The organism is Pseudomonas sp. REST10 (assembly GCF_029542605.1).
Lineage (GTDB): Bacteria > Pseudomonadota > Gammaproteobacteria > Pseudomonadales > Pseudomonadaceae > Aquipseudomonas > Aquipseudomonas khazarica.
The window spans coordinates 405,698-425,321 of record NZ_CP035677.1 but is presented as its reverse complement, the minus strand read 5'-3'; the positions used below and the strand labels follow the sequence as shown (position 1 = coordinate 425,321).

Here is a 19,624-nt window from a genome sequence, read left to right as displayed (position 1 = left end):
CCTAGCCTCTCTCGTTCAGGTAGCGGCTGGCCTTGGCGATCGCCTGCTTGCTCAGCTGGCAGACGCGCGCGTCGCTCAGCTCCAGCACCAGGGCGATTTCCTTGAGGCTCAGCTCATGTTGGTAGTAAAGGGTCAGCACCAGCCGCTCGCGCTCGCTGAGCTGGCTCAGCGCCTGGGTCAGCAGGCGCTCCTTGAGCACCCTGTCCTCGACCGCGCTGCTGCCACAGGTGAACCCTTCGTGGCCGTTCTGCAGCAGCTCGTCGAGGCTCTCGATGGCCTCGCAGGCGTCGGCCTGGAGGAATTCCAGGTAGTCCTTGGCGCTGATCCCGATGGCCCGGAGGATCTCCTCCTCCTGCGGCACACGACCCAGCTGGCGCGCCAGTTGGCGAATGGCATCGCGGATCTTGTGGGTCTGCTGGCGTACCTGGCGCGGCCGCCAGTCCTGGCGGCGCAGCTCGTCGAGGATCGCACCACGCACGCGCAGCGCGGCGAAGCGGCCGAACTGCTCGTCCGGCGTGCCGTAGCGGCGCAGGCATTCGAGCAGCCCCATCAGGCCGATCTGCTCCATGTCCTCGCGATCGAGTACCTGATTGGCCTGCAACGCCAGCTGGCTGACGATGCGCTTGACCAGCGGCAGGTACTGCATCAGCCATTTCTGCTCGGCCCCGGGGGCGAACAGCGCGGCACCGCCCTGGTCGGCGGCGTAGCGGTAGTCGATGGCGCAGTTGGCGTTCATGGGCAGGCCCTGCTCTCTACTGGACGATCAGCTTGCTGACCAGCACGTTGGCGAACGGCATCGCCAGCTTCTTGCTGGCGAAGTCATCGAACAGCGCGCTTTCCAGCTTGCCCTGCAATTCGGGGATGGGCATGGCACGCAGGCTCTCGAAGGTCATCGCCGACAGGTGGGCGACCACCGAGTTGCGCACCATGGGGTCGATCTGCTCGAGCTTCTTCGGGTCGGTCTCGAGGTCGGCCTGCAGCACCAGGTCGAGCACGAAGTAGTGCTCGCGGTTCTCGCCCTGCAGGCTGACGATTACTTTCTCGATGGGGAAGAAGCGATACTCGCTGGTCTGCTGCTCCTCGCCGGCACCCGCGCTGGAAAGCCCAGGCAGCGGCTGCCCGGACTGTAGCGAGCGCAGCGTGGCGTAGTTGAAGACGGTCCCGCCGACCACCACCAGCGTGTTGAAGATGAGCAGCAGTAGGATGATGCGCGGCATTGTCATGGGGTTCTCGATCCAGGTGCGAAGGGTTAAACGGTGACCAGCACGTCGCTGGTCGAGTCCGGGTTGCGCGGGCCGCTGTCGGCCGTGGTGCTGCTCGCCGCCTGCACCGGCTCCTCGGCCAGCCAGGCCTGGCGCGGCTGGCCTTGCTGACGTCCGCCCTGGGCATCGGCGGAGACCTGCACGTCGACCTGCACGAAGTGCTGCCCGACCAGTTCCTGGCGCAGGCGCTCGCTGGTCTGCTGCAGCAGGCGGGCGACATCGGCGTTGGCCGCGGAAAGCTGCACGCTGAGCCGGCCGGATTCGTGACTGAGGAAGATTTCCAGGCTGCCCAGCTCCGGTGGGTCGAGGCGAATGGTGGCGTTCTGGATGCGCTGGTTGATCTGCAGATCGACCTGCTCGCGCAGGCTGCCGAGCATCTGCTCGCCCCACTGCGCCTGCGGTGCATGCAGCTTGAGGTGGCGCTCCGTGGTCGGTGCCAGGTTCGCGGGCAGGGAAGCTGGCGCAGTGGCCGTCGCGGTCGCCTTGTCGTCGGCGCTGCCGGTGCCGGGCAGACGCTCGGCAAGGCTGGCCTCGAGGCTGTCGTTGGCGGCGAGTGACGCGGCATTCTGCAGCGCAGCGTCCAGCGCCATTGGCGGCATGGGCGCAGTCATGGCCTGGGCAGGCACGGCGGCAGGCACCGGCCTGGCCGCGACCGGGGCCGCAGCGCGCTCGGGCTCGCTCGGCAGGGGTTCACGCGGCACCCGCGCGGGATCGACCGGCAAGGCGGCCAGCTGCGGGGCCTGCTCCTGTTCGTCCGGGCGCTCCGGGGCGTGCTGCGCAGTCTCCGCCGTCTCGCGCGCCTCCACCCGGACCGCCTGCTGCCCGAGCACGCTGGCCAGCCACTGCTCGGCATCGGCCTCGCCGAGGCCGAGCGCGATCGGCGCCGGCACGCTGGCTGGCGGCGCCACGCTTTCGCTGGCGGTGAAGGCATGCAGCTCCATCTGCAGATCGAAGGCGGGCTGTTCGCCGGACGCACTCTGCGCCTGGGCAAAGCCATTCAGCGAAGGCTCCGCTGCGGCGCCGCCGAGGTCGACTCGCGCATTCGCGTTGATCAGTTGCAGCACCTTCTATCTCCCCTCTTGATACAGATCGACGCGCAGGTAGGCACTACGCCCTTCGGCGTATTCCAGATGCGTCAGCAGCAGGCGCCGCACGCGCTCGCATTCCTCGGCGCAGGCGACTCGCGCCTGGCCGTGCAGCTGTTGCAGACGCTGCTTGGCCGCACGCGTCTCGTCACTGAGCGACGGCAACCCGGCCAGCAGTTGCAGGCAGGCGCGGATCAGCGCATCGACCTCGCCGATGCGCGCCCAATCGCCCTGCTCCAGCGCCTCGGCCAACTGGCCATGCAGCTGCTGCAGGGCGCGCAGTTCACTTGCGCGCTGCATTCACGCCTTCCCAGCCTTCACGCAACACGCCGAGCAGCCCCACCACCTCGTCCAGCCCTTCCAGCGACAGGCTGACGCTGACGTCGGAGAGCCGGTAGATGCAGTAGTCGTAGAGCCGCGCCAGGCCCTGCACCAGCTCGCCGCCGTTCTCGTAATCGAGCGCGCTGTTGAGGCCGCCGAGGATGTTCAGGCACTTCTCCAGGGACTGGCCCTTCTGCTGGTAACGCTTGGCCTCGATATGGCCACGGGCACGGGCCAGCTCGTCGAGCAGGCCGTCGAACAGCACCAGCACCAGCTCGTAGGGTGAGGCCGCGGCAGCGCGGGCCTCGAGGTCCACGGTGCGGTAGCTGTCGTAACTTTCGTTGAGGTTGTAGGCACTCATCAGAACATTCCGTAGGTCTGTTCCATCGCCGCCATGGTCTGCATCAGACCGGTGTACTGACGGAGATAGCGGGCGTAGTAGGAGTCGTACTGCTTCTGGATGTTGTCGAACTGCTGATCGACACGACGCAGCTGGGTGTTGAGGGTGTCCTTGCGATTGGTCAGCAGGCCACCGGCGCTGCTGGTGTAGACCGCCAGGTTCTTGTCCAGGGTGTCGAGCAAGTTGCCCTTGTCGGTGAACAGCTTCTCGAAGCCTTCCGGGTTGGCCGCCACGGCCTTCTCGAAACGCGCACTGTCGATGGTCAGCTTGCCGCCGCGATCGGCGACGATGCCGAACTCGGTCAGGCTCACCCCGCCGAAGGACGTGCGCACCAGCTGGTTGAGCATGCCTTCGATGGCGCGCACGCTGGCGTCACCGGCCAGGGGCCCACGGCTGCCGCTCTCGCCGCCGCTGGCAGTCAGCGAATCGAAGCTGCTCATCAGGGCATTGAAGGCACTGACGAACGTCTGCGCCTTCTCCTTGGTGGCGCTCTGGTCCTGGGCGATCTCGATGGTCAGCGGGGTGTCGCCCGTCTGGTGAGCCTTGCTGAACGTCAGGCTGACGCCGTCGATGATGTTGGCGAAGGTGTTGCTGCTACTGGTCAGCTCGATGCCGGTCTCGCCGCCGAGGCGGACGATGGCGTCCTTGGCCACGGACAGTTCCTGGCGCGCGGCCACGGCATTCTCGAATGCCGTGTTGCCGCTGGCGGTCAGGCTGATGGCCTGGTCGGCACCGGTCGTCTCGCTGGTCAGCACCAGGTTGACCTGGCCATTGCTGCGCACCAGCGTGGCCTTGACCCCGCTGTTGTCAGCCGCGCCGTTGATCGCAGCGGCCAGTTCATCGAGCGTCGTCACCGCGCCCAGGTCGACGCTGAACGTGTCGCTGCCCTGGCCGATGCTCAGGCTGCCGCTGCCCAGGTCGCCGTCCTGCAGGCCTTGCAGGGCGAGCTGGCTCTTGCTGGCCAGCTGCTGGACGAAGAAGTCATAGCTGCCCGCGACCGCCTTGCTGCCGACCGTGGCAGTGGCATAACCCTCCTGGCTGTAGCTGGCGCTGTTGACCAGCATGCTGCTGCCGGCGAGCTTCAGGCCGCTGGCAGCGCTCTTGAAGCTCTTCAGCGCAGTGTCCAGGGAGCTCAGGGCATTGAGCTGCGCCTTGTAGGCTTCCTGGTTGCGGTTGGCCTTGGCCAACTGCCCCTGAATCTCGTATTGGGCCAGTTGGGTCGCCATGCTCTGTACGTAATCTGAATCGATAGCCATAGTCGGACACCCGTTTTCCTGAGAGATAGCAATAGCGGTGCCAACCAGCCAAGTCGTTGATATTCAAGGACTTGAGCCAACCGCCAGGTGAAAGATCCTTTCCGCTCGCGAGGCAGCGAGCGACAGGCGGAAGGCCGGCTTCCGCTCGCCTGCGCAAAAGGCGGACATGCCCCCTACACAGGCGACGCGGCAGCGGCCCGGCTTAAGGAAAACGCGGTGAATGCAGTGCACTGCGACCGGGCAAGCCAGCCAGACGCAGGGACGCGCAGGACAGCGCAGAGGGAGGCACTCCAGCCGCGAGCGGGACAATCGCGGATGAATGCGCCGACGAAACCGGGACTGAGGAGCGAGAGAGGACTGCGTTGATGCGTGGGAGGGGCTTCAGCCGCGACCGCCCGCCTGAACCTGCCGCTTACTCGCCGCCAACGGCGAAATTGGGCAGGCTGTTGACCGGCTGGCGGAAGTTGAACGGAATGGATTCGACGGCCAGGCCAACGTTGCGCTGGACCACGAAGTGCAGGTGCGGGCCGGTGCTGTTGCCGGTATTGCCGGAGCGCGCCAGCAGGCTGCCGGTCTCCACCCGCTGCCCCTCGCGCACGCTGACCGAGCCACGCATCAGGTGCAGGTAGACCCCCATGGTGCCGTCGTCATGCAGGATGCGCACGAAGTTGCCGGCCGGGTTGTTGCCGCGCCCGCTCTGCTGGTTTTCGGTCTTCACCACCACCCCACCACGGGCCGCGACGATGGGCGTGCCCTCGGGCATGGCGATATCCACCGCGTAGCGCCCCTTGGCCGTGAAGTGGCTGTAGGTGCCGTTGGCGCCCTGGGTCTGACGGAACGGACCACCCCGCCAGGGCAGTGGATAACGATGGATGCTCGGTTGCAGACGCGGGTCGCCGAGGGCGTAGCGCAGCTTCGGCTTGTAGCGCAGCGGCTTGCCGGCATCCTGCGGCGTCAGGGTGGCGAGACGGATCTTGCTGCGCGGCGGCAGCACCCAGCGAATCGGCTTGCTCGGTGCGCCGATGGCGTTCTTCACCTGCTCCAGCCTGAGCTCGATCTCCACCGGCGCATACAGATCGTTGCGAATCAGCAGCGTCTCGCCGGCTTCGTGCTTCTTGGTCTCCAGCTTCACCTGATTGTCCAGGCGCTCGACCATGCGGTCGTTGAACACGAACACCTGGGCACCAGGCGCCGCCTGATCGCTGTAGGTCACCACGCCGTTCGCGTCGACGTACTTGTAAACGGTCAGAGCAGCGGCCTGGCCACAGAGAACCAGCAGACTGCAGAAGATGATCAAACGCCCTAGCATAACGATTCGGATCTTATGGCTTTTTGCTATCCGGATTGAAAAGACTAGCAGCGCGGGAGGGCATGCGCGAGGAAGCAACCGTCAGGCTGTGAACCGGCTCACCGCCGCCGGTCGCTCCGGCGCCGTGCGGATCAGGCGCCCGGAGAGAAATGCTTCTGCGCGGTACCGCGTGCGATCAGCCGCGACAGGTAGTCGAGCTTCTGCGGGTCGCGGTCGACGAAACGGAAGGTCAGTTGCAGCCATTCGCTGTCGGGCTTGGGCTCGAACGCCGCCACGGCATGCAGGTAGCCGTTGAGGCGGGCGGTTTCCGCTGCCTCGCCCTGCTCCAGATCGAGCACCGCGCTCTCCAGTACCTGCGGCAGGACATCGGCACGCCGCACCACCAGCAGCGCCTCCTTCAGGCTCAGCGCCTTGATCACGCAAGCCATGCTGCCGGACGGCAGACGCAACTGGCCCTGGCCGCGCCCGGCCGGCGCCTTGCTCGCGGCCGCGGGGGCCGGTTTGGCGAAAGCCGCTGCCGGGGCTGGCGCGGCCGGTGTCGGCGCACTGGGCTTGACCACCTCGGCCTTGCCACCGGTGAGTGCGGCCAGCGAATCGTTGGCGAAGCCACCGCCGCTCAGCATCTTGGGCGCAGCGCTGGCGGTGAGCGCCTGCAGCTTGCCGGCGCGGCTCAGGGCCTTCTTCACCTTGGTGACCAGTTGCTCGTTGGAGAAAGGCTTGCCGATGTAGTCGGAAACACCGGCCTGGATGGCCTGCACCACGTTTTCCTTGTCGCCACGGCTGGTGACCATGATGAACGGCGTGGTTTTCAGGTCGTCCTGCTCACGGCACCAGGTCAGCAGCTCCAGGCCGGACATCTCTGGCATTTCCCAATCGCAGAGGATCAGGTCGACCGCCTGCCGGCCCAACAGCTGCTGGGCCTTGCGACCGTTGACCGCTTCCTCGATCTGTACGCCGGGGAAGTGATCACGCAGCCCTTTCTTGACCAGATCACGGATAAAGGTCGCGTCGTCCACCACCAGCACACTGACTTTGCTCATCGGCCTCTCCTGTACGAATGGCAATAAGCATAGTCATGGCCAGTGGCCTAAGGCCAACGGAAACGTCGGGTAAACGACAAATCGCGCAAACGCAACGGCCCGGGAAGTCCCGGGCCGCTGGCTCGACGCAGGCATCAGTCCGCGGATTTGCCTTCGACTTCCTCGCGCATGCGGGTCAGGCCGATATGCCGCACATCGGTACCACGCACGAGGTAGATCACCAGTTCGGCGATGTTGCGTGCATGATCGCCGATGCGTTCCAGCGAGCGCAGCGCCCAGATCACGCTGAGCACGCGGGTGATCGAACGCGGGTCTTCCATCATGTAGGTGACCAGCTCGCGCAGCGCCGTCTTGTACTCGCGGTCGACGGTCTTGTCGTACTGCGCCACGGACAGGGCCAGGTCGGCGTCGAAACGGGCGAAGGCATCCAGCGCCTCCTGGACCATCCTGCGCACCTGATCGCCGATGTGGCGAACCTCGACGTAACCACGCGGCGCCTCGCCTTCCTCGCACAGCTGGATGGCACGCTTGGCGATCTTGGTCGACTCGTCGCCGATGCGCTCGAGGTCGATCACCGACTTGGAGATGCTGATGATCAGGCGCAGGTCGGAGGCCGCCGGCTGACGACGGGCGAGGATGCGCACGCATTCCTCGTCGATGTTGCGCTCCATCTGGTTGATCTGGTCATCGATCTCGCGCACCTGCTGAGCCAGGCCGGAGTCGGCCTCGATCAGGGCGGTGACGGCATCGTTGACCTGCTTCTCCACCAGGCCGCCCATGGCCAGCAGGTGGCTGCGCACTTCTTCCAGCTCGGCGTTGAACTGCTGGGAGATGTGCTGGGTAATGTTGTCTTTGTTCATCAAGTTCGCTCCGCGAAAGCTTCAAGCGGCAAGCTTCAAGCTGCAAGCCGATCGGTGAAGTGTCTGGTTACCGCAAGCTGACTGGCAGCTTGCGGCTTGTAGCGTGCCGCTGTCCTCAACCGTAACGACCGGTGATGTAGTCTTCGGTCTGCTTCTTGGCCGGGTTGGTGAACAGCGTGTCGGTATCACCGAACTCGATCAGCTTGCCCATGTACATGAATGCGGTGTAGTCGGAGACACGCGCCGCCTGCTGCATGTTGTGGGTGACGATGACGATGGTGTACTTGCTCTTGAGTTCGTAGATCAGCTCTTCGACCTTCAGCGTGGAGATCGGGTCGAGTGCCGAGCAGGGCTCGTCGAGCAGCAGCACTTCCGGCTGTACCGCCACGGTGCGGGCGATCACCAGACGCTGCTGCTGACCGCCGGACAGGCCCAGTGCCGAATCGTGCAGACGATCCTTGACCTCGTCCCACAGTGCCGCGCTCTTCAGCGCCCATTCCACCGCTTCGTCGAGCACGCGCTTGCTGTTGATGCCCTGGATGCGCAGGCCATACACCACGTTCTCGTAGATGCTCTTGGGGAAGGGGTTGGGCTTCTGGAACACCATGCCGACGCGGCGACGCAGCTCGGCGACATCCTCGCCCTTGCGGTAGATGTTGCGGCCGTCGATGTTGATCTCGCCATCGACGCGGCAACCATCGACCAGGTCGTTCATGCGGTTGAAGGTGCGCAGCAGGGTCGACTTGCCACAGCCGCTCGGGCCGATGAAGGCAGTCACGCGCTGCTTGGGGATGTCCATCTTGACGTCGAACAGCGCCTGCTTCTGACCGTAGAACAGGTTCAGGCCCGGCACTTCGATGGCCGTGGTCTCGTCGGCCAGGCTCAGGCTCTGCTTGTCGCGGCCGAGGGCGGCCAGGTCGATACCGTGGGTATGGGCTTCGTGTTGCATATGGGCTCACTCCGTTCGCAGCTGCAAGCTGCACGCTACAAGCTGCAAGCCGGTCGCCGCGCTTCTCGTTGAAGCTTGCGGCTCGGGGCTTGCGGCTCGAATTTAATGATCCAGCGCCTTGTACTTCTCGCGCAGGTGGTTACGGATATAGACCGCGGTCAGGTTGAGCAGGGCGATGACGATCACCAGCAGCAACGCGGTTGCATAGACCAGCGGGCGGGCCGCTTCTACGTTGGGGCTCTGGAAGCCGACGTCGTAGATGTGGAAGCCCAGGTGCATGATCTTCTGATCCAGGTGCAGATAAGGGTAGTTGGCGTTGAGCGGCAGGCTCGGTGCCAGCTTGACCACGCCCACCAGCATCAGCGGTGCTACTTCGCCGGCGGCACGGGCCACGGCGAGAATCAGGCCGGTCATCATCGCCGGGCTGGCCATCGGAATCACTACCTTCCACAGGGTCTCGGCCTTGGTCGCACCGAGCGCCAGCGACCCTTCGCGCACCGCACGCGGAATACGCGCCAGGCCTTCCTCGGTGGCGACGATGACCACCGGCAGGGTGAGAATCGCCAGGGTCAGCGAGGCCCACATCAGGCCCGGCGTACCGAAGGTCGGCGCCGGCGCCGCCTCGGGGAAGAACAGCTGGTCGATGGAACCACCCAGCACGTAGACGAAGAAGCCCAGGCCGAACACGCCGTAGACGATCGAGGGCACGCCGGCCAGGTTGTTCACGGCGATGCGGATCACCCGGGTCAGCGGGCCCTGGTGGGCATACTCACGCAGGTAGACCGCCGCGATCACACCGAACGGGGTGACGATCACCGCCATCAGCATGACCATCAGCACGGTGCCGAAGATGGCCGGGAAGATGCCGCCCTCGGTGTTGGCCTCACGCGGCTCGTCGCTGATGAACTCCCACACCTTCATGGCGTAGAAGCCGAGCTTGTCGACGCTGCTCATGGCATTCGGGCGGAAGGCGCGGACGATCTTGCCCAGGGCGATCTCGGTCTGGCGGCCGTCGCTGGCGGTCAGGGTCACGCTGTCGCGGTTGATCTGCTGGGTCAGCGCCACCATGCGCTCTTCGAGCACCTTGTACTCGGCATTCAGGGCATCGCGGCGAGCGTCCATGTCGGCCTGGGCGGCAGCGTCCAGCTTGTCCTGCAGCTGCAGCTTGCGCCCTTCCAGGCGAATGCGCTCCAGGCCATGGTTGATGCGGCCGATGTCGCTCTTCTCCAGGCGCACCAGCTGGGCGTGCAGCTCGTCGACCCGCTCCAGACGCTGCTGCAGCTCGGACCAGGCGGCATCGCCCTCGGCGACCAGCTGACCACTTTCCTTGACGTTGACCAGGTTGCCGTAAAAGTTGCCCCACTCGCGGCGCTCCAGCACGGTGATGTCCGCCGGCTTGCGCAGGTTGCTCAGCCATTCGCCGACGACCCAGGTGAAGTCCGCGCCGAACAGCTCGCGGTTACCCACCTTGAGTAGCTCGCGGGTCATGAATTCGCCGCCCTCTTCGGCGACCGGCAGGCCGGCCGCAGCGAGACGGGCACGCGGGACTTCCTCGGCCTGCACCACTTCACCGAGCATGACCCGGGATTCCTGGCCAGGCACCTGATAGTCGGCCTCGATGATATCCGCCGGCCAGAAGTGCCCCAGGCCGCGCGTGGCGATCACCGCCAGCAGGCCGAGGGTCATGATGATGGCGATGGCGACCGCGCCGCCGCTCATCCACACGCCGGGGGCGCCGCTCTTGTACCAGGATTTCAGGTTGTTCTGTTTCACGGCATCACACCTTGAATGAAATCATTCTTTACCGCCCCTCTCCCGCTTGCGGGACAGGGGCCGGGGGAGCGGGTCGCGGCGTTGTTCGCACGGCCCTCTCCCGCCCTTCGGGCACCCTCTCCCATCAATGGGCGAGGGTCATCAGTTGGCCTGCTGCGCAGGCCATTCTTTACAGCGACGAATACTTGGTACGCAGACGCTGACGAATCAGTTCGGCCAGGGTGTTCATCACGAAGGTGAACATCAGCAGCACCAGTGCGGCCAGGAACAGCACGCGGTAATGGGTGCCGCCAACCTCCGACTCGGGCATCTCGACCGCGACGTTGGCCGCCAGGGTGCGCATGCCCTCGAAGATGTTCACGTCCATGATCGGCGTGTTGCCGGTGGCCATCAGCACGATCATGGTTTCCCCCACGGCGCGGCCCATGCCGATCATCAGCGCCGAGAAGATACCGGGGCTGGCGGTCAGGATGACCACGCGGGTCAGGGTCTGCCAGGGCGTCGCGCCCAGCGCCAGCGAGCCGAAGGTCAGGCTCTTGGGCACGCTGAACACGGCGTCTTCGGCGATCGAGTAGATGTTCGGGATCACCGCGAAGCCCATCGCCAGGCCGACCACCAGGGCGTTGCGCTGGTCGAAGGGAATGCCCAGGTCATTGGACAGCCACAGGCGCATGTTGCCGCCGAACAGCCAGTTCTCCAGGTGACCGCTGATCGCGATGGAGAACCAGCCCACGGCGATCACCACGGGGATCAGCAGCGCGGCTTCCCAGCCATCGGGAACGCGGTGACGCACCGCCTCCGGCAGCTTGCTCCAGATGAAGCCGAACAGCAGGATGCCCAGCGGCGTCAGCAACAGCAGGCTGAATATGCCGGGCAAGTGATTTTCCAGGAACGGTGCGAGGAACAGGCCGGCGAAGAAACCGAGGATCACCGTCGGCAGCGCCTCCATCAGCTCGATCACCGGCTTGACCTTGGTGCGCATGCGCGGCGCCATGAAATAGGCGGTGTAGATCGCTGCGGCAACCGCCAGCGGTGCCGCCAGCAACATGGCGTAGAAGGCTGCCTTGAGCGTGCCGAAGGCCAGCGGCGAGAGGCTCAGCTTGGCTTCGAAGTCGGTGTTGGCGGAAGTCGACTGCCAGACGTAGTCAGGCTCCGGGTAGCTCTCGTACCAGACCTTGCCCCACAGCGAGCTCCAGGAAATTTCCGGGTGCGGGTTGTCGACCACGAAGCGCTGCAGCTTGCCGTCGGACTCGACCAGCACGCGGGTGGCGCGCGGCGACAGGGCAGCAGCGGCCTTGCCGTCGGCGACCTGTTCCTTGAGCAGGGTACGGTGCGCGGTGCTGTGGAAGATACCGAGCAGGCCGCTCTCGTCGAGCGCCATGAAGCCCTTGCGGCGCTCTTCGGGAAGAATCTGGGTGACCGCGCTGCTGCCCAGCTGGAAGCTGCGGATCGACTGGAAGGTGGATTTGCCGTCCTTGTCACGCACCATGAACCACTGCTGGATGCCGCCCTTGGCGTCGCCGATCATGATGGAGATGCCGCCCAGCAGGCTGGTGGCGCTGGTGACACGGTTGGAGGCGTCCTTGAGCAGCTGGTAGCGGCCGTTCAGGCTGCGCTTGCGCAGGTCGAAGACATCGGCGTTGGAGTCGCCATTGAGGACGTACAGCCACAGCTGGCGGGGATCGAGGATCAGCTGGCTGATCGGCTCACCGATCTGCGGCAGGGCGATGCGCTCTTCGCTGACGCTCACTTCGCCAGTGAACAGGTTTTCCTCGCGACCGAGGCTGATCAGGTGCAACTCGCTACCGGTGGAGCCTGCCAGCATCAGCGTACCGCTGTTGAGGTTCAGCGCCACGTGCTCGAGCGGGCGGCCCTGCGGATCGACCTCGATCGGCGTCTCGCCGTACGGATAGTCGATGCGCGGCGCGATGGTGCGCACGTTGTCCGGGTAGGTGATCTTGTAGTTGTGCTGGATGACCAGCGCCTGGCCATTGCTCAGGCCCAGCGCCACGCGGCGGCTGCCCGGCTGGTCCTGCGCGACCGAGGCGACGCTGACGCCTTCCGGCAGCGGCAGCTGCACGCGCTGCAGCGCTTCGCCGTTCTTCAGCTCGAAGAACTGCACCGCACCGCTGGCGTCCAGGCGCATGGCCACCTGGTTCTGCTCCTCGACGGCCAGCATCAGCGGCGCCGGGGCGTCAGCCAGCCAGGCCGGCTGCTGAACCTTGCGCGCATCCAGTTCGGCGCCCTGGAACATGGGCAGTACCACGTGCGCCAGGTAGAAGAAGATCAGGGTGATCGCACCCAACACCGCCAGACCACCGACGGAGACGTACCAGCGCGCCATGCGGTCCTTGAGGGCACGCAGGCGACGCTTGCGTTGCAGGGCGGGGGTGTTGAAGTCGATCCCCAGCGGATTCTGAGAGCGATTCACGGATTCGTTTGCCAAGTCATTCATGCGAGAAGTCTCTGCGCGGGCTCAAGTGCAGCGCATAGGGCTGTCCAGGCTTGTCAATCTAGCGAGCTTGTATGACAGAAAGGTTACAGTCACCTGACATGACGAAGCCCACCACTCGAATCGAGTGGCGGGCTCTTCCGACCATCAGCCGAAGCTCAGCGGGTCGGCGGCGTCAGGCACTGAAATTACAGGCCCAGTTCCTTCATGGTCTTCTCGACCACTTTGGACGGCAGCGGGATGTAACCATCCTTGACCACCACTTCCTGACCCTGCTTGGACAGCACCAGCTTGACGAACTCGGCGTCCAGCGGGCTCAGCGGCTGGTTCGGCGCCTTGTTCAGGTAGACGTAGAAGAAACGAGCCAGCGGGTACTTGCCGGACAGCGCGTTGGTTTCGTTGGCTTCTTCTACCTGGCCGTTCTTGTCGACCAGCGGAACAGCGCGAACGCTGGAGGTCTTGTAGCCGATGCCCGAGTAACCGATGGCGTTCAGGGTGCTGGAGATCGACTGCACCACGGAAGCCGAACCCGGCTGCTCGTTGACGTTGGAGCGGAAGTCACCTTTGCACAGGGCTTCTTCCTTGAAGTAACCGTAGGTGCCGGATACCGAGTTACGGCCGAACAGCTGGATCGGCTTGCTCGCCCACTCGCCGGTCAGACCGACGTCACCCCAGGTTTTCAGGTCCTTGTCTTCGCCGCACAGACGGGTGCTGGAGAAGATCGCGTCGACCTGATGCATGGTCAGGGCCTTGATCGGGTTGTCCTTGTGCACGAATACCGCCAGGGCATCGATGGCGACCGGAACGGCGGTCGGCTTGTAGCCGTACTTTTCTTCGAAGGCCTGCAGCTCGCTGTCCTTCATCGGACGGCTCATCGGGCCCATGTTGGCGGTGCCTTCGGTCAGAGCGGGCGGCGCGGTGGAGGAACCGGCGGCCTGGATCTGGATGTTGACGTTGGGGTAGTTCTTCTTGAACTCTTCTGCCCACAGGGTCATCAGGTTGGCCAGCGAGTCGGAACCGACGCTGGACAGGTTGCCCGATACACCGGAAGTCTTCTCATAGGTCGGCAGAGCCGGGTCGACGGCGGCTACAGCAGATACGGCGCTTACGCCGGCGGCGGCGAAAGTCAGGGCCGCCATCAAACGCTTCAGTTTCATGCCTTGCTCCTAGCAGGATAGTGTTGGATGGAACGGGCCCAAGTATCTGCAGGCCACGTGAACACTCTATGAAACGAATGTGACAGTTAAATGAACGCTGCTGACTTTTCATTGCAACGATGCACAGGGGCCTGCCGCGAGGACGCAACCTGCGAATGAGCAGCGCTCGCCCGCTGCCGGACAGCCAATGAAAAGCCCCCGCACGCAAGGCGTGCGGGGGCTCGGGGCTGACGCTGGGCGTTACTGCATGTTCTGCTTCAGCGCCCGCATGCGGTCATGGCAGGCACGCACCTTGGGCATCTCCACGGCCAGCAGCGCACGGACATCGTTGTCCGAGTCCTCCAGGGCGTCCTCGAAGGCGTGCAGGATGCGGTCCTCGGCCTCTTCCAGCTGGGCGACGTAGGTGGCCTCTTCGTCCTTGGCCAGGGTGGCGCGGGTATCGGCGTACACCTGGCGCAGCTTGCCCAGCATGGTGCCGCCGGCTGCCGGCTCGCTCTGGTTGGCCGCGACCTTGACGCTCAGCGCGTCGATCACTTCGGTCTTGGCGCGGACCATGTCACGGAACAGCGCCTGCAGGCGGATGTCCTTGACCTCGTCGTGGGCGTGCTCGTAGAAGCGCTTGCCGTCACGGGTGATCTCGATCAGTTCGTTGAGTTGTGCGGTCTTGCTGCTCATGGAATGACTCCTTGGCGATGGGACTTGCGGATGGCTGACCGCGCCTGCGGTCAGGATGAAAAAAGCTTCAGCCGGTGATGCGCAGGGCGTCGGCATCCACGCCACGCACACCACGGATGTTGCGGGCGATCTCGACTGCCAGGCGCTTCTCGGCGCTGCTCAGCACGCTGCCGCGCAGGCTCACCAGGCCGTCGTCGGTGTTCACCGAGATGTTCAGCGCATCCAGGTTGCGGCTATAGAGGAAGCTGGCCTTGACCTTGCTGGTGATCCAGCTGTCGCTGATGTCCTCGCGCGCCTCATCCACTGCGGTCTGCACTTCGCTGCTGGTGCTGTCGGCGGTGCTGATGCTGAGGTGGTTGAACACCTCGCGCACACCGTCGGTGTTGGCGGCCAGCTGGCCGGCCAGCTCCTTGGCTGCCGGTGTCTGTGCACGGCCGCTGAGGGTGATGGCGCCGGTCTCGCTCTTGACCTGGATGTCCAGGCCACGGGTGTTGCTGTTCCACAGCAGCTTGGACTTCACGGTGGCGGCCAGGCTGGCGTCTTCCAGACGCTGCACCAGCCCCGGCGGGTTGCCGCTGGCGGCCTCGCCCGCGACCTCGATGCGATTGTCCACCGCGTCGATGCCCTCTATGCTCAGGGCCACCTGCTCGGCCAGATCCTTCTGCACAGCGTTCTCGACCTTGCCGGTCAGCGTGGCCTCGCCAGCCTCCACCTCGATGTCGAGCCTGAACGGATTGAGATGACGGTTGAGCGCGAAGGCGGTCCAGATGGAGCCTTCCTGGCGCGCGGCGGCCAGTTGCGCGGCCAACTGACCGTCTGCTGCCTGACTGGCCAACGGCGTCAGGCTCAGCATCAGTGCAGCGCTCGTGGCCAGCAGCAAGGGTTTGAACGGGGGCATGGATTCACTCCTGCTCATGAAAGGATGAGAGGAATATCGCAAGCCCCGTGCCAGCCGATACAATCAATTAAATTCGTTATAAAACAACAAGTTAAAAACAATAAAGGCATCCTGCCTGCATGCAGGGTGCAGCATCGGCGCGGTCAGGCCGTGCAACTTGCACGGTTTTTACCTGACTAAGCTGCATCGACTCGTCAGACGGAGCACATACATGGCAGTTTCAGAGCAGACCAGCGGACGCATCCTGCTGGTGGATGACGAAGCCGCAATCCTGCGCACCTTCCGCTACTGCCTGGAGGACGAGGGGTACGACGTCGCCGGCGCCAGCAGCACGGCACAGGCCGAAGCACTGCTGCAGCGCCAGGTGTTCGACCTGTGCTTCCTCGACCTGCGCCTTGGCGAGGACAATGGCCTGGAGCTGCTGGCGCAGATGCGTATCCAGGCGCCCTGGATGCGCGTGGTGATCGTCACCGCGCACTCGGCCGTGGACACCGCCGTCGATGCCATCCAGGCCGGCGCCGCCGATTACCTGGTCAAGCCCTGCACCCCGGACCAACTGCGCCTGGCGGCAGCCAAGCAGCTGGAGGTGCGTACCCTGGCCGCACGCCTGGAGGCCCTGGAGGGCGAGGTGCGCAAGGCCAAGGACGGCCTCGATTCGCACAGCCCGGCGATGATGGCGATCCTGGAGACCGCGCGCCAGGTCGCTGGCACCGACGCCAATATTCTCATCCTGGGTGAGTCCGGCACCGGCAAGGGCGAACTGGCCCGTGCCATTCATGGCTGGAGCCGCCGCGCCAAGCGCACCTGCGTGACCATCAACTGCCCGTCGCTGACCGCCGAGCTGATGGAGAGCGAACTGTTCGGCCACGCGCGCGGCTCCTTCACCGGCGCCAGCGAGAGCACCCAGGGCCGCGTCAGCCAGGCCGATGGCGGTACCCTGTTCCTTGACGAGATCGGCGATTTCCCGCTGACCCTGCAGCCCAAGCTGCTGCGCTTCATCCAGGACAAGGAATACGAGCGCGTGGGCGACCCAGTGACCCGCCGCGCCGACGTACGCATCGTCGCCGCCACCAACCTCGATCTCGACGAGATGGTCCGCGAAGGGCGCTTCCGCGAGGACCTGCTCTACCGCCTCAACGTCATCACCCTCAAGCTGCCCGCATTGCGCGAACGCCACGAGGACGTGATGTCGCTGGCCGAGCGCTTCCTCGCCCGCTTCGTCAGCGACTATGGCCGGCCGGCCTGCGCCTTCAGCGAGGAGGCGGCTGCGGCGCTGCAGGCCTACCACTGGCCGGGCAATATCCGTGAACTGCGCAACGTCGTCGAGCGGGCCAGCATCATCTGCCAGCAGGAAACCGTGGAAGTCGCCCACCTCGGCCTCGGTGGCGGCACGGAGGCGCCGACCAACACCGTGCGCGTCGGCGCGCCAATGAGCCTGGAGGAGCTGGAGAAGGCCCACATCGCCGCCGTGCTGGCCAGCAGCAACACCCTGGATACGGCGGCCAAGACCCTGGGCATCGATACCTCGACCCTCTACCGCAAACGCAAGCAATACAACCTCTGACCCTGGGATCACCATGCAGCTGCCGATGAAGCTTCGCACCCGGCTGTTCCTCAGCATCTCCGCGCTGATCACCGTCGCCCTGCTCGGCCTGCTCCTGGGACTGTTCAGCGTCACGCAGATGGCCAGCAGCCAGAGCGAGCTGATCCAGCGGGGCTTCAGCGCCGTGGAGATCGGCCAGAAGCTGCGCCAGCACCTGGGCGAGGAACTGCTGATTCTGATCGGCGACACGCCCAAGCCGGAACAGCTCGCCAGCAGCCGTGAGGGCTTCGTGGCCACCCTGGACCGAGGCCTCGCCGCCAACCTGGGCAAGCGCTACAGCCGTGGCCTCGAACAGGCGGCCGTGCTGCACCAGCAGATGGTGCAGGCCGCCAGTGCCGGCACACCCGCCGGCCAGTCGCCCCATGGCCTGGCCACCTACGACCCCTTCAGCGAAGCCTTCCAGCGCCTGCGCCAGCACCTGCTGGAGCTGCAGAACCAGGTGATCGAGCGGGTCAGCGAGGCCGAGCAGCAGGCCGCCGAACGCTCACAGCTGATCGCCGCCCTGCTCGCCCTGATCGGCGTGGCGGTACTGATCATCGGCGTGCTCACCGCCCATGGCATCGCCCGCCGCTTCGGCGCGCCCATCGACCTGCTGGCCCGAGCGGCGGATCAGATCGGGCGCGGCCAGTACGACGTGGTCCTGCCCGTGTCGCCAGTGGCCGAGCTGGCGCTGCTGAGCCGCCGTTTCGGCCTGATGATCGAGGCCCTGCGCGAGTATCACTCGAGCAACCTCAAGCAGCTGCTCAGCAGCGAGGGGCGTCTGAAGGCGGTTCTCGACAGCATCGACGACGGCCTGGTGATTCTCGACGCACGCGGCCGTATCGAACACGCCAACCCGGTCGCGTTACGCCAGCTGTCCTGGCACGCCGACCTGCTGGGGCAGAGCATCGGCCCGCTGCTACCCGGTCACGCCGTGGAAGAGGCGTTGCACCAGGTGCTCGCCGGCGAACTGCTCAGCGAGCCGCCCGCCGACCTGCAGATCAAGCGCGACGGCGAGACGCGCCTGCTGGCCTGGGCGCTGACCCCCGTGCAAGTCAGCGAGGGCGGCAGTGTCGGGGCGGTGATGGTGCTGCGTGACGTCACCAAGCAGCGCGCCTTCGAGCGCGTGCGCAGCGAGTTCATCCTGCGCGCCTCCCACGAGCTGCGTACGCCCATCACCGGCATGCACATGGCCTTCAGCCTGCTGCGCGAACGCTTGCAACTGCCCGCGGGAGGCCGCGAGCAGGACCTGATGCGCACCGTCGACGAAGAGATGCACCGCCTGGTGCAGTTGATCGACGACCTGCTCAACTTCTCGCGCTACCAGAACGGCGTGCAGACCCTGCAGCGCACCCCGCAGGACCTCGCCGGCCTGATCCAGGGCGCCCTGCAGCGCTGCGCGGACGAAGCGCAGGAGCGCGAGGTGAGCCTGGCTTGCGAGATCCACGACACACTGCCGCATGTCAGCGTCGACGCCGAGCAGTTGTCACGCCTGCTCGACAACCTGCTGAGCAATGCCCTGCGCTACAGCAATCCCGGCGGCACCGTGCAGCTGCAGGCACGGCGCAACGGCGAGCAGGTGATCGTCAGCGTGCAGGACGCAGGCGAAGGCATTCCCTTCGGCCAGCAGGGCCGTATCTTCGAGCCGTTCGTTCAGGTCGGCAGGCGCAAGGGCGGCGTCGGCCTGGGCTTGGCACTGGCGCGGGAAATCGTCCAGCTGCACGGCGGCCAGCTCAACGTCGACTCGAGTCCCGGCGAAGGGGCGCTGTTCTACTTCAGCCTGCCGGTGTGACGAAAACGCTGCACTGCGTGCGTAACAGCTTTGGCTCCCCTCTCCCATTCATGGGAGAGGGATTGGGGGAGAGGGCTGAAATGCCGCAAGGCTGCGTGTGGCGTCTTCGCTGGCGTCAGGTGATGAACGAACGGATCAGCGCAGCACCGGGTCGAACTTGATACGGCGCCCGAGCATCAACGCCACCAGGAAGGCCAGGGCGAACAGCGCGCAGGCGCCCTTGAGCAGCAGCGTGAGGCTGCCCTCCAGGCCGGGGCTCAGCCACAGCGCGGCCAGGCTGAACAGCGTCATGATCAACAGCAGGAAAGCACTTCTGGACATGGCGGGACTCCTGTCGCTCAGAATACCCAGCGCGCGGTGCTGGCAGGGCGCGGTTCACGGTTGGCAGTGGCGGTCTTGCCTTCGCTGGCGGTGCGCAGCCACTGGCCGTCATCCTCGGCGCTGCGGGCAGCGGGCTGACGCAGGCTTCCAGACGCCTCCGAGCGCACGGCGGAACCGGAGGTCCAGGCCTGCGCACTGGGCACGGTCAGTTCGGCGGTACGCGCCATGGCCCCTGCCGAGCCGGCGAAATCCGTGGCGTAAGCCCCGTTGACCAGCAATGCAGTGATGCAGAACAGGCTCATTCGGACGATGTACATGACGCTTCTCCATTAGCAGATCAGTCGAGGACTTACATGACTGAATCTGCAGCGCTCATGCCAACAACAGAAAAATAAAAATATCCTTATAAATCAATAAGTTAATGCAATTTCAAAGCGCCATTCCCATGCACTTTGCAAGATGCACGAAGTACGACACGTGCAAAGTGCACGA

19 protein-coding genes are annotated in these 19,624 nt (G+C 65.2%); 2 read left to right on the top strand and 17 right to left on the bottom strand.

Annotated elements, in window-relative coordinates:
• Position 1: 1 nt before the first annotated feature.
• The 15 genes from EWH21_RS01980 to EWH21_RS01910 all read right to left on the bottom strand — a co-directional run bounded on the left by EWH21_RS01980 (position 2) and on the right by EWH21_RS01910 (position 15,437).
• Positions 2 to 736: a FliA/WhiG family RNA polymerase sigma factor gene (locus EWH21_RS01980; protein ID WP_277699666.1), complete on the bottom strand. Its 735-nt coding sequence runs from the start codon at positions 734 to 736 to the stop codon at positions 2 to 4.
• A 16-nt stretch (positions 737 to 752) separates the two neighbouring features.
• Positions 753 to 1,223: a flagellar basal body-associated FliL family protein gene (locus EWH21_RS01975; protein WP_152487544.1), complete on the bottom strand. Its 471-nt coding sequence runs from the start codon at positions 1,221 to 1,223 to the stop codon at positions 753 to 755.
• 26 nt (positions 1,224 to 1,249) lie between these two features.
• Positions 1,250 to 2,326 carry a flagellar hook-length control protein FliK gene (locus EWH21_RS01970; RefSeq protein WP_277699665.1) on the bottom strand — a complete coding sequence of 359 codons (1,077 nt, stop codon included), beginning with the start codon at positions 2,324 to 2,326 and terminating at the stop codon, positions 1,250 to 1,252.
• 3 nt (positions 2,327 to 2,329) lie between these two features.
• Positions 2,330 to 2,647 carry a hypothetical protein gene (locus tag EWH21_RS01965; RefSeq protein WP_047586045.1) on the bottom strand — a complete coding sequence of 106 codons (318 nt, stop codon included), beginning with the start codon at positions 2,645 to 2,647 and terminating at the stop codon, positions 2,330 to 2,332.
• Positions 2,631 to 3,029, bottom strand: a complete 399-nt coding sequence (gene fliS / locus EWH21_RS01960) for a flagellar export chaperone FliS (protein WP_011920495.1) — start codon at positions 3,027 to 3,029, stop codon at positions 2,631 to 2,633. The genes EWH21_RS01965 and fliS overlap by 17 nt, the downstream gene beginning before the upstream one ends.
• Complete coding sequence (gene fliD, locus EWH21_RS01955) at positions 3,029 to 4,324, bottom strand: flagellar filament capping protein FliD (RefSeq protein WP_179553101.1); 1,296 nt, start codon at positions 4,322 to 4,324, stop codon at positions 3,029 to 3,031. Before fliD ends, fliS begins: the two co-directional genes overlap by 1 nt.
• 412 nt (positions 4,325 to 4,736) lie before the next feature.
• Positions 4,737 to 5,633: a peptidoglycan DD-metalloendopeptidase family protein gene (locus EWH21_RS01950; protein ID WP_037053889.1), complete on the bottom strand. Its 897-nt coding sequence runs from the start codon at positions 5,631 to 5,633 to the stop codon at positions 4,737 to 4,739.
• Positions 5,634 to 5,764: 131 nt separating this feature from the next.
• Complete coding sequence (locus EWH21_RS01945; RefSeq protein ID WP_037053891.1) at positions 5,765 to 6,673, bottom strand: response regulator; 909 nt, start codon at positions 6,671 to 6,673, stop codon at positions 5,765 to 5,767.
• 134 nt (positions 6,674 to 6,807) lie between these two features.
• Positions 6,808 to 7,536 (bottom strand): phosphate signaling complex protein PhoU, encoded by a 729-nt coding sequence (phoU, locus tag EWH21_RS01940; protein ID WP_037053894.1) that lies wholly within the window; start codon positions 7,534 to 7,536, stop codon positions 6,808 to 6,810.
• 112 nt (positions 7,537 to 7,648) lie between these two features.
• Positions 7,649 to 8,482 carry a phosphate ABC transporter ATP-binding protein PstB gene (gene pstB / locus EWH21_RS01935; protein ID WP_047589620.1) on the bottom strand — a complete coding sequence of 278 codons (834 nt, stop codon included), beginning with the start codon at positions 8,480 to 8,482 and terminating at the stop codon, positions 7,649 to 7,651.
• A gap of 102 nt (positions 8,483 to 8,584) precedes the next feature.
• Positions 8,585 to 10,201 (bottom strand): phosphate ABC transporter permease PstA, encoded by a 1,617-nt coding sequence (pstA, locus tag EWH21_RS01930; protein ID WP_277700587.1) that lies wholly within the window; start codon positions 10,199 to 10,201, stop codon positions 8,585 to 8,587.
• A 223-nt stretch (positions 10,202 to 10,424) separates the two neighbouring features.
• Positions 10,425 to 12,710 carry an ABC transporter permease subunit gene (locus EWH21_RS01925; protein WP_047589622.1) on the bottom strand — a complete coding sequence of 762 codons (2,286 nt, stop codon included), beginning with the start codon at positions 12,708 to 12,710 and terminating at the stop codon, positions 10,425 to 10,427.
• A 185-nt stretch (positions 12,711 to 12,895) separates the two neighbouring features.
• Positions 12,896 to 13,864, bottom strand: a complete 969-nt coding sequence (locus tag EWH21_RS01920) for a phosphate ABC transporter substrate-binding protein PstS family protein (RefSeq protein WP_047589624.1) — start codon at positions 13,862 to 13,864, stop codon at positions 12,896 to 12,898.
• Between the two features lie 240 nt (positions 13,865 to 14,104).
• A complete protein-coding gene (locus EWH21_RS01915) occupies positions 14,105 to 14,539 on the bottom strand; it encodes a PA2169 family four-helix-bundle protein (RefSeq protein WP_179553097.1) in 435 nt (144 codons plus the stop codon).
• Between the two features lie 67 nt (positions 14,540 to 14,606).
• Complete coding sequence (locus EWH21_RS01910; protein WP_152487540.1) at positions 14,607 to 15,437, bottom strand: BON domain-containing protein; 831 nt, start codon at positions 15,435 to 15,437, stop codon at positions 14,607 to 14,609.
• Positions 15,438 to 15,648: 211 nt separating this feature from the next.
• Here EWH21_RS01910 and algB point away from each other — a divergent pair, with 211 nt between their 5' ends.
• Both algB and EWH21_RS01900 read left to right on the top strand, forming a co-directional pair.
• Positions 15,649 to 17,001: a sigma-54-dependent response regulator transcription factor AlgB gene (algB, locus tag EWH21_RS01905; protein ID WP_277699664.1), complete on the top strand. Its 1,353-nt coding sequence runs from the start codon at positions 15,649 to 15,651 to the stop codon at positions 16,999 to 17,001.
• A gap of 13 nt (positions 17,002 to 17,014) precedes the next feature.
• Complete coding sequence (locus EWH21_RS01900; protein ID WP_277699663.1) at positions 17,015 to 18,811, top strand: ATP-binding protein; 1,797 nt, start codon at positions 17,015 to 17,017, stop codon at positions 18,809 to 18,811.
• 135 nt (positions 18,812 to 18,946) lie between these two features.
• Here the strand turns inward: EWH21_RS01900 and EWH21_RS01895 are convergent, their stop codons facing one another.
• Both EWH21_RS01895 and EWH21_RS01890 read right to left on the bottom strand, forming a co-directional pair.
• Positions 18,947 to 19,132, bottom strand: coding sequence for a PA3371 family protein (locus EWH21_RS01895; protein WP_047589633.1), 186 nt, complete (start codon positions 19,130 to 19,132; stop codon positions 18,947 to 18,949).
• 17 nt (positions 19,133 to 19,149) lie between these two features.
• Positions 19,150 to 19,449: a hypothetical protein gene (locus tag EWH21_RS01890; protein ID WP_277699662.1), complete on the bottom strand. Its 300-nt coding sequence runs from the start codon at positions 19,447 to 19,449 to the stop codon at positions 19,150 to 19,152.
• Positions 19,450 to 19,624: the final 175 nt, after the last annotated feature.